The sequence below is a fragment of the Hungatella hathewayi WAL-18680 genome (assembly GCF_000235505.1).
GTDB lineage: Bacteria > Bacillota > Clostridia > Lachnospirales > Lachnospiraceae > Hungatella_A > Hungatella_A hathewayi_A.
The window spans coordinates 614,945-623,022 of record NZ_JH379027.1; the positions used below are offsets into that span (position 1 = coordinate 614,945).

Consider the following 8,078-nt stretch of genomic DNA (forward strand, 5'->3'; position numbering starts at 1 on the left):
ACAATGTTGTTTGTGTAAAAGGTTTTTGAATGTTTTTTGAATAAAATGTGAACACGAAAGACTACGGGAACAAAAAAAGATAGAGTGTCCATACGGATTATGGTATACTTATGATATCGAAAATGAGCCCGGAAGCGGAGCTTACCTATCAAATCAGGAGGAAAATCATGCTGCGGATAGCTGTGGTGGATGACGAGAACATTTACATCGAGCAGATTACGGAATACATTGAACAATATGCAAAAGAAAAAAACAGAGACATCCGGACGGAAACCTTCTGTGACGGGAGCCAGCTGCTGGAGCATTATCATTCCCAGTACGATATCATTCTTCTGGATATTGAGATGAGCGAATTGAGCGGCATGGACACTGCCAGGGAAATCAGGAAGATGGATCAGGACGTGGTTCTGGTCTTTATCACCAACATGGCCCAGTATGCCATCAATGGCTACGAGGTAGGGGCTCTGGATTACGTGTTGAAGCCGTTGAATTACTACACCTTTTCGGTCCGCCTGGAGCGGGCGATTGCCAGAGTGAAGAAGCGGCAGACGGAAGAGGTCCTGCTGAATCTGCCGGACGGCATCAAACGGCTGAAGGCGGAGAATATCCATTACATAGAAGTGCAGAACCGGATGCTTCACTACCACACCGGCGAGGGAGTCTTCACGGTGCGGGGAACTCTTCAGGGGGCGGAGGAGCTGCTGCGGGAGAGCCACTTTGTCCGGTGCAACCACTGGTATCTGGTGAACCTCCAGCACGTTTCCGAAATCAGAAAGAATATTGTGATAGTCGCCGGCGATGAACTGGAAATCAGCCGGAGAAACAAGACGGCGTTTCTGTCGGCGCTGACAGATTATATGGGGATGGGGATGTGATGAGATATCTGATTGAGATGATTGCCACGCTCTGGATCGCGCTGGCGATTCAAATGTGGCCGTTAAAACACCGGTCTCACTATGGACTGCGGTTGTCCGCGGTGGTTCTGGCCGGAAGCATTCTGCTGGTGGGAGAAGGTTTCTTTCTTCCCGATATCACGCTGGTCCGGGCCGCCGTGCATTTTCTGCTGTGTATCCTGGGCGCCTATCTCTGCACCGCGGTGCCCTTCGGGGACGTGGTCTACTGTGCCACATGGGCGGTGATTATGCAGCAGATTGTTTATGAGCTCACTTACGTGTTCGGGCTGCGTTTTCAACATCTGCCGGCCCATCTTCTGATGGCGCTGAATCTGGTGCTGGCGCTGGCCATCTTTGTGCTGGCGGGACTCACCATCTCAAAGTACATGTCAGAGAATGGCGTCTACCAGGTGGGGCCGAGGCAGCTGTCATCCGCTATCTTTCTGCTGGTGGTGTTCGAGATACTGTTTGATTTATTGCGGACCGGGAACCGGTATGGGGCGGTGGAAGGCATGTACACATGGATTATCCTGCTGATACAGTGCTACTGCGTCACCATTCTCTATCTCCAGAACGCGCTGTTCAAAAAGAGCGCCATGAAGCAGGAGCTGAATACCTTAAACCAGCTGTGGCACCAGCAGAAGGAGCAGTACGAGCTGTCCCGTGAGACCATTGCGCTGATCAACCACAAGAGCCACGACTTGAAGCACCAGATTGCCGCCATGCGGGCCATCCAGAGCCCGGAGGAGCGGGAGAAATACCTGCGGGAGGTGGAGGAGTCGGTCAACATCTACGATTCCATGGTAAAGACGGGAAATGAGGTGCTGGACACGGTGCTGACGGAGAAAAGTCTGTTCTGCGCGGCCAGCAATATCAAGGTCAACTGCATTGCCGACGGGCGGAAGATGGACGTCTTTGACCCGGTGGATTTGTACACCGTCTTTGGAAATGCCATCGACAACGCCATGGAGAGCGTTCGCCAGCTGGAGAACCAGGAGATGCGAATGATCGACGTGCTGGTCTATGTCCGCAAACAGTTTCTGATTATCAATATTATGAACCCCATCGGCAGCCGGCTGGAGTTTGACGGCGACATGCCGGTCAGCACCAAGGCGAAGAACGGATATCACGGCTTCGGTTTGAAGAGCATCCGCCACACCGTAGGAAAGTACAACGGCTTTATGAAGATCGACACGGATGAAAATATCTTCTCTCTCAAGATTCTGATTCCTCTCACAGAACAGGATCATTGACAAGAATAGCAGAGTGAAAGTTCCATAAATAACGGGACCTTCACTCTCTTTTTTTGCCCCGCAACCACTTAGACTTTGAAAAAGACCACTTAGGAAAAAATGCTTACGAAGAAAAAAGTTTTTGTTATAGTGTGTGCAGATAGCACAAAGAAAGAAGGTGAGACATGAGAAAAATTCTTAATTTGAATGAAAGCTGGCAGTTTACCGGCCCCGACGGGACCACGAAAGCAGTGCATCTTCCCCACACATGGAACAGCATAGACGGGCAGGACGGCGGCAACGATTACTGGCGCGGTTCCTGCATTTACAGGAGAGAGCTGGCCATGCCGGAGTTCAATAAGGATGAGGAGCAGGTGTATCTGGAATTCCAGGGAGTCAACGCCAGCGCCAGGGTTTCCCTAAACGGCAGCCCCGTGTGCACCCATGACGGCGGCTATTCCACCTTCCGGGTGAATGTGACGGACGTTTTGACAGAGAACAATCTGCTGGAGGTCACGGTGGACAACAGCGTCAACGACCGGGTCTATCCCCAGAAAGCGGACTTCACGTTTTACGGCGGTATTTACCGGGATGTCAATCTGATTGTGTTGAACAGACTTCATTTTGACATGGATTATTACGGAGGGAGCGGCATCCAGATCACACCGGAGGTAAAAGGCGACACCAGCGTGGTGAGAATCCGGACCTTTGCAAATGTCACGGAGAGTGGGAACGAAGTCAAGGTCTACGTCGATATCGAGGATGGAGACGGGAAAAAAGTGGTCTCCGGAATCGGAGCCGACTGTACGCTGTTAATCCCGAAGGTACATCTCTGGGACGGCTTGAAGGACCCGTATCTGTATACCGCCACCGCCCGCCTGATGGTTCAGGGAGAGCAGGTGGATACGGTCAGCAGCCGGTTTGGCGTCCGCAGTTTTTCCGTGGATGCGCAAAAAGGATTCTTCTTAAACGGCCGCAGTTACCCGCTGCGGGGCGTGTCCCGTCACCAGGATTGGAAGGGGATTGGCAATGCGCTGACGAAGGAACATCACAGACGGGATATGGAACTGATTCGTGAGATTGGGGCCAACTGTGTGCGTCTGGCCCATTATCAGCACGACCAGTATTTCTATGACCTGTGTGACGAGTACGGCCTGGTGGTGTGGGCGGAAATCCCCTATATTTCCGAGCACATGCCAAATGGCAGGGAGAATACCGTCAGCCAGATGAAGGAACTGATTGTCCAGAATTACAACCATCCCTGTATCGTCAACTGGGGGGTATCCAATGAGATCACCATCTCCACCAAAGATAAGAAGGATATGCTGGACAACCACCGGATGTTGAATGACCTCTGCCATGAGATGGATAAGACCCGTCCCACGGCGCTGGCCTGCTACGCGGTGTGCGGCCCCTTCAACCGGTCGGCCCACATCACCGATTTGGTGTCCTGGAATCTGTATCTGGGCTGGTATGTCCCGGGACTGTTCCTGAACGATCTGTGGATGAAATTCTTTCATTTCGCATATCCGAAGCGGTGTCTGGGATACTCCGAGTACGGCTGTGAGGCGATGACGAATCTCCATTCCTCGAAGCCCCGCAGGGGAGACCACACGGAGGAATACCAGATGGTGTACCACGAGTACATGCTCCGGTGCTTTGAGCGCAATCCCTACCTGTGGGCCACCCACGTGTGGAACATGTTTGATTTCGCGGCGGATGCCAGAGACCAGGGCGGGGAGCCGGGCATGAACCACAAAGGGCTGGTGACCTTTGACAGGAAGATAAAGAAGGACAGCTTCTATCTGTACAAAGCCTACTGGAGCGACGAGGCGTTTGTCCATGTCTGCGGAAGCCGCTATACGGACCGGGCGGAGGAGAACACGGTTGTGACGGTCTATTCCAACCAGCCGTCTGTGACGCTGTATGTGGACGGCAGGGAGATGGAGACACAGACCGGAAGCCGGGTATTCCGCTTTACGGTGCCGTTAGGAGAGGTAGGAAAGAGCACCACAATCAAGGCCGTGGCAGGGGCCTGTACCGGGGAAATCACCGTGACACATACCGCCGATAAGAATCCGGACTACAAACTGCGCAGTAAGAAGACGACAAGCGCCAACTGGGTGTAAGGCTTGGGAGGGCGCAGGTCTGTCAGGCAGGAATATTGAAACCATTTTGTGGAGGAGAAAGAAAAAAATGATGAAAAAAACAGGTCTCTGGAGAGGGTTTGCAGCGTTATTTACGTTTATATTTGCCCTTTCCATTATCATCGGCAGCGTAGCCGAAGGCTACAAGGCCACCATCGACACCACCCTGGGAACCCAGAGTGAGAAATTCGTGTCCGAAGATACACCGGATGACCCGCTGTACGACAAGTTCAGCCCGTCAGCCGACGTTCTGAATGCGGACGGCACCGGCAATTCCAAGGCCCTGATTCAGAAGGCCATCGATTTGAACCGCCAGCAGGCGGCCGAGGGCGCCGTTCTGTTAAAGAACAACGACGAGAACGGACAGGGACTTCCGCTGAAGGGAAACAAGAAAGTGACCCTGTTTGGAATCCGTTCCCATGTTTCCATCATGGGTTCCAGCTTCGGCGTGAAGGCTCAGGGACCGTACATAAGCCTGGAGCAGGCATTGTCCCAGAACCGCACCGATTTTAAAAACACTATCACTTACAGCATGAACACCAACCGTCAGACCGGGGAAGTGACTAGAGATTTGACGGTGGGCTCCTGGAGCGGGGATGAGTTTGATTTCGAGGGCGCAGGCTATGAGATCAACCCTGTCATGACAGAAGTGTATTCCAAGTTAAATGAAACCTATCTGCATGCGGAGAACGAGGGAAGCGCCAATGTGTACGACCCGGGTGAGCCTTCTATCGCGGAGATCAGCAATGCGAATCCTGCCTACAAGGACAGCTTAAAGGAGTACAGTGATGCAGCCATCGTGGTGATCAGCCGCCCAAGCGCGGAGTCCACCGACTATCTGCCGGGCGGAATCGCCGAGGGGCTGGGCGCCGATGAGCCGCTGCAGCTGACGGCCAACGAGCGGGATATCATTTCCCTGGCAAAAGAGTCCAGTGACAATGTTATCGTTCTGATTAACACGGCAACTCCTGTTGAGATTGGCGATTTAAAGAATGATTCCGAGATTGATTCCATCCTGTGGATTGGTTTCCCAGGCTGCTACGGTATGCTGGGTGTCTCTGACATCCTGTGTGGACGCACCAGTCCTTCCGGCGGTCTTCCGGATATCTATGCCACCAGCAATCTGTCAGCTCCTGCGATGCAGAACATGGGACATTTCCAGTTCACCAACGCGGACGATGTGATTACCCGTGGCTCCGGACAGTTCGGCGGCGACGTGGGAACCTACCTGATTGAGGCGGAAGGCATCTATGTGGGATACCGCTACTATGAGACACGCTACTATGACGCCGTGCTGGGACAGGGCAACGCTGCCTCCAAGGCAGGAACCTACGCTTCCAGAGGCGCATGGAATTACGACGAAGAAGTGGCCTACGGCTTTGGCTACGGTCTGTCCTATACGGACTTTACCCAGGAACTGGACGGGGAGCCGGTGTTCAACATTTCCATGAACCCGGAGACCGGAGCATACGACGCAAAAGCTACGTTTAATGTAAAAGTAACCAACACCGGCGATATGGCGGGCAAATCCATTGTCCAGGTATACGGACAGGCGCCTTACACCAAGGGCGGACTGGAGAAGTCGGCAGTACAGCTGTTAAACTTTGATAAGACGAAGGAGCTTCAGCCGGGCGAGTCCCAGGTTGTGAGTGTGGAAGTGGACCTTCAGTATATTGCCAGCTACGACAACAGCTTTGACAATGGCGACGGCACCTTCGGAACCTATGTCCTTGATCCGGGAAAATACTACTTTGCAGTGGGTAACGGCGCTCATGACGCGCTGAACAACATCATGGCAAAGCAGGGCATTGACGCGTCCAAGCTGACCGGAGACAGCAACAGTGCCATGGCTTACGAGCGTGAGATTGATGAGGACTTTATCGCAAGAACCGCATTTGCCGTATCCAAGACCGGCGAGAAAATCAGCAACCAGCTGGATTATGCGGACTGGAACTATTTCCAGCCAGGCGAAGTGACCTATTTAAGCCGCAGCGACTGGGAAGCTACTTATCCTAAGAAGTATGACGCCATGACGCTGACCAGCCAGGATATGATTGACTATACAAATGGTAACTATTACACCATTCAGACCGACGATGACACCTCCGCCATCAAGTGGGGCGTGGACAACAGTCTGATGTTTTATGAGATGTTTGACAAGGATTTTGACGACGAGAGCTGGCAGACTCTGTTAGACAAGATGACTCTGGAGGAGGCACAGTACGTGGCGACCTTCGGCGGTCCAAGTATCCCAGGCGTCAGCTCCATCGGAACCGTGGAGACCTACATGACAGAGAATGCAGGAAACGGTATTGCCGTGAACTTAAACGCATCCAAGGATACGGGAGCTCCGTGGACCATCTCAGCGGATGACCCCAACGGCAACTGGCATCCGGAGATTTTTGGAAATGCACCGTTAGTGGCGGCATCCTTTAACCCGGACCTTTACAAGGCAGTAGGTGAGTTTGTGGGCGAGGAGTCCCTGTTCACCGGCATCCCGATTCTGTGGGGACCAGGTCTTAACACCCACCGTCACGCTTACAACGGACGTAACGGCGAGTATTACTCCGAGGACCCGGTACTGGCCGGAAATGCGGCTATGGAATTTGCCATCGGCGCACTGGACTACGGCTTAATTGCCGCACCAAAGCATTTTGCATTCAACGACCAGGAGACAAACCGAAGCGGTGTTGCACCGTACATGCTGGAGCAGCGTGCCCGCGAGGTGGAACTGCGCGCTTACCAGATTGCATTTGAGGCTGACAAGTATGATACCGAGGAAGAGGACTGCGGCATGCGCGGACTGATGGTATCCTTCAGTAAGATTGGTCCGGTAGAATGTACCGCCAGCTACGGACTGATGACCAACATTTTGAAAAATGAGTGGGGCTTCAAGGGGTACGCGGTTACCGATATCTATGACGATACCGACCTTTACGGCGCGGTGCTGGCATCCGGAACTACCTGCTTTGATACCCGTGGTATCGCCGGTTTCTACGGCAGCACCACACTGGATAACTGCTCCTTATTTGCGGCACAGGTAGACGGAAACAAAGTGAGTGCGGAGCTGCTCTTAGGCGACGCAAGACTGCAGAACGCGGTAAAAGAGTCCGCACACAACGTTCTCTATGCACTGAGCCAGAGTAACCTGATGAACCGTTACAACAGTACGACCCGCATCGTGCAGACCATGACCTGGTGGCGTGGAATTTATATGGGAGCCATCGGCGTATCCGGTTTACTGACGCTGATTTGTGCGGTACTGTATGTGGTTTCCAGAAAACGCAGGGAAAGAGAGGGAAAATAAATGGCAGCTTTTATGAAAAAACAGGGCGCAGGATTTTACCTGAATGCGATTGCTACCGTGCTTGGCATCGCCGGACTGGTGGCGATGGTGATATGCAGCAACATGACCAGCGCCTACGCACTTCATTCGCTCACGAAACTTTTAGTGGAAGCGGTGATAGGAATCGTGCTGGTAATCCTGGCTATCTACGCACCAAACCGTTTTGGCAACCATGATTATATCAGCACCGTATCCATCCTGGCGGCGATTGGCCTGTTCTCTGCTGTGATCGGCAGCGTTATCAGTGACCGTATCCTGCTGATTTCCGGTCTGTTTTCCTACAACTCCGGAAATATGATTGGATGGAGCGTATTCTATGCGACTGCAACGTCACTTGCCTGCTTTCTGATTGCTATCCTGTTTCTGATTGCAGGTGCATTTGCAAGGTCTGTAAAGGAAGTATAACGGGAGAAAGTAAATGAGTGAGGAAACGACAAAAAAATACAACCAACGAACCGGG

At 52.6% G+C, this 8,078-nt stretch carries 5 protein-coding genes; all 5 read left to right on the top strand.

The window, feature by feature from the left end; all coding sequences use genetic code 11:
• Window positions 1-110 precede the first annotated feature (110 nt).
• The 5 genes from HMPREF9473_RS02855 to HMPREF9473_RS02875 all read left to right on the top strand — a co-directional run bounded on the left by HMPREF9473_RS02855 (window position 111) and on the right by HMPREF9473_RS02875 (window position 8,023).
• Window positions 111-875 carry a LytR/AlgR family response regulator transcription factor gene (locus HMPREF9473_RS02855; RefSeq protein ID WP_242830767.1) on the top strand — a complete coding sequence of 255 codons (765 nt, stop codon included), beginning with the start codon at window positions 111-113 and terminating at the stop codon, window positions 873-875.
• The gene (locus HMPREF9473_RS02860; protein WP_006778553.1) at window positions 875-2,146 is read left to right on the top strand and encodes a sensor histidine kinase; all 1,272 of its coding nucleotides are present in this window, start codon (window positions 875-877) and stop codon (window positions 2,144-2,146) included. The genes HMPREF9473_RS02855 and HMPREF9473_RS02860 overlap by 1 nt, the downstream gene beginning before the upstream one ends.
• Window positions 2,147-2,310: 164 nt before the next feature.
• The gene (locus HMPREF9473_RS02865) at window positions 2,311-4,254 is read left to right on the top strand and encodes a glycoside hydrolase family 2 protein (protein WP_006778554.1); all 1,944 of its coding nucleotides are present in this window, start codon (window positions 2,311-2,313) and stop codon (window positions 4,252-4,254) included.
• Between the two features lie 67 nt (window positions 4,255-4,321).
• The gene (locus tag HMPREF9473_RS02870) at window positions 4,322-7,579 is read left to right on the top strand and encodes a glycoside hydrolase family 3 C-terminal domain-containing protein (RefSeq protein ID WP_006778555.1); all 3,258 of its coding nucleotides are present in this window, start codon (window positions 4,322-4,324) and stop codon (window positions 7,577-7,579) included.
• Between the two features lie 12 nt (window positions 7,580-7,591).
• The gene (locus HMPREF9473_RS02875; RefSeq protein WP_242830768.1) at window positions 7,592-8,023 is read left to right on the top strand and encodes a hypothetical protein; all 432 of its coding nucleotides are present in this window, start codon (window positions 7,592-7,594) and stop codon (window positions 8,021-8,023) included.
• Window positions 8,024-8,078: the final 55 nt, after the last annotated feature.

Excerpts from the sequence above, each read along its gene's own strand:
- HMPREF9473_RS02855 (WP_242830767.1), top strand. The coding sequence starts at position 111 with ATGATATCGAAAATGAGCCCGGAAGCGGAGCTTACCTATCAAATCAGG.
- HMPREF9473_RS02860 (WP_006778553.1), top strand. The coding sequence starts at position 875 with ATGAGATATCTGATTGAGATGATTGCCACGCTCTGGATCGCGCTGGCG.
- HMPREF9473_RS02865 (WP_006778554.1), top strand. The coding sequence starts at position 2,311 with ATGAGAAAAATTCTTAATTTGAATGAAAGCTGGCAGTTTACCGGCCCC.
- HMPREF9473_RS02870 (WP_006778555.1), top strand. The coding sequence starts at position 4,322 with ATGATGAAAAAAACAGGTCTCTGGAGAGGGTTTGCAGCGTTATTTACG.
- HMPREF9473_RS02875 (WP_242830768.1), top strand. The coding sequence starts at position 7,592 with ATGAAAAAACAGGGCGCAGGATTTTACCTGAATGCGATTGCTACCGTG.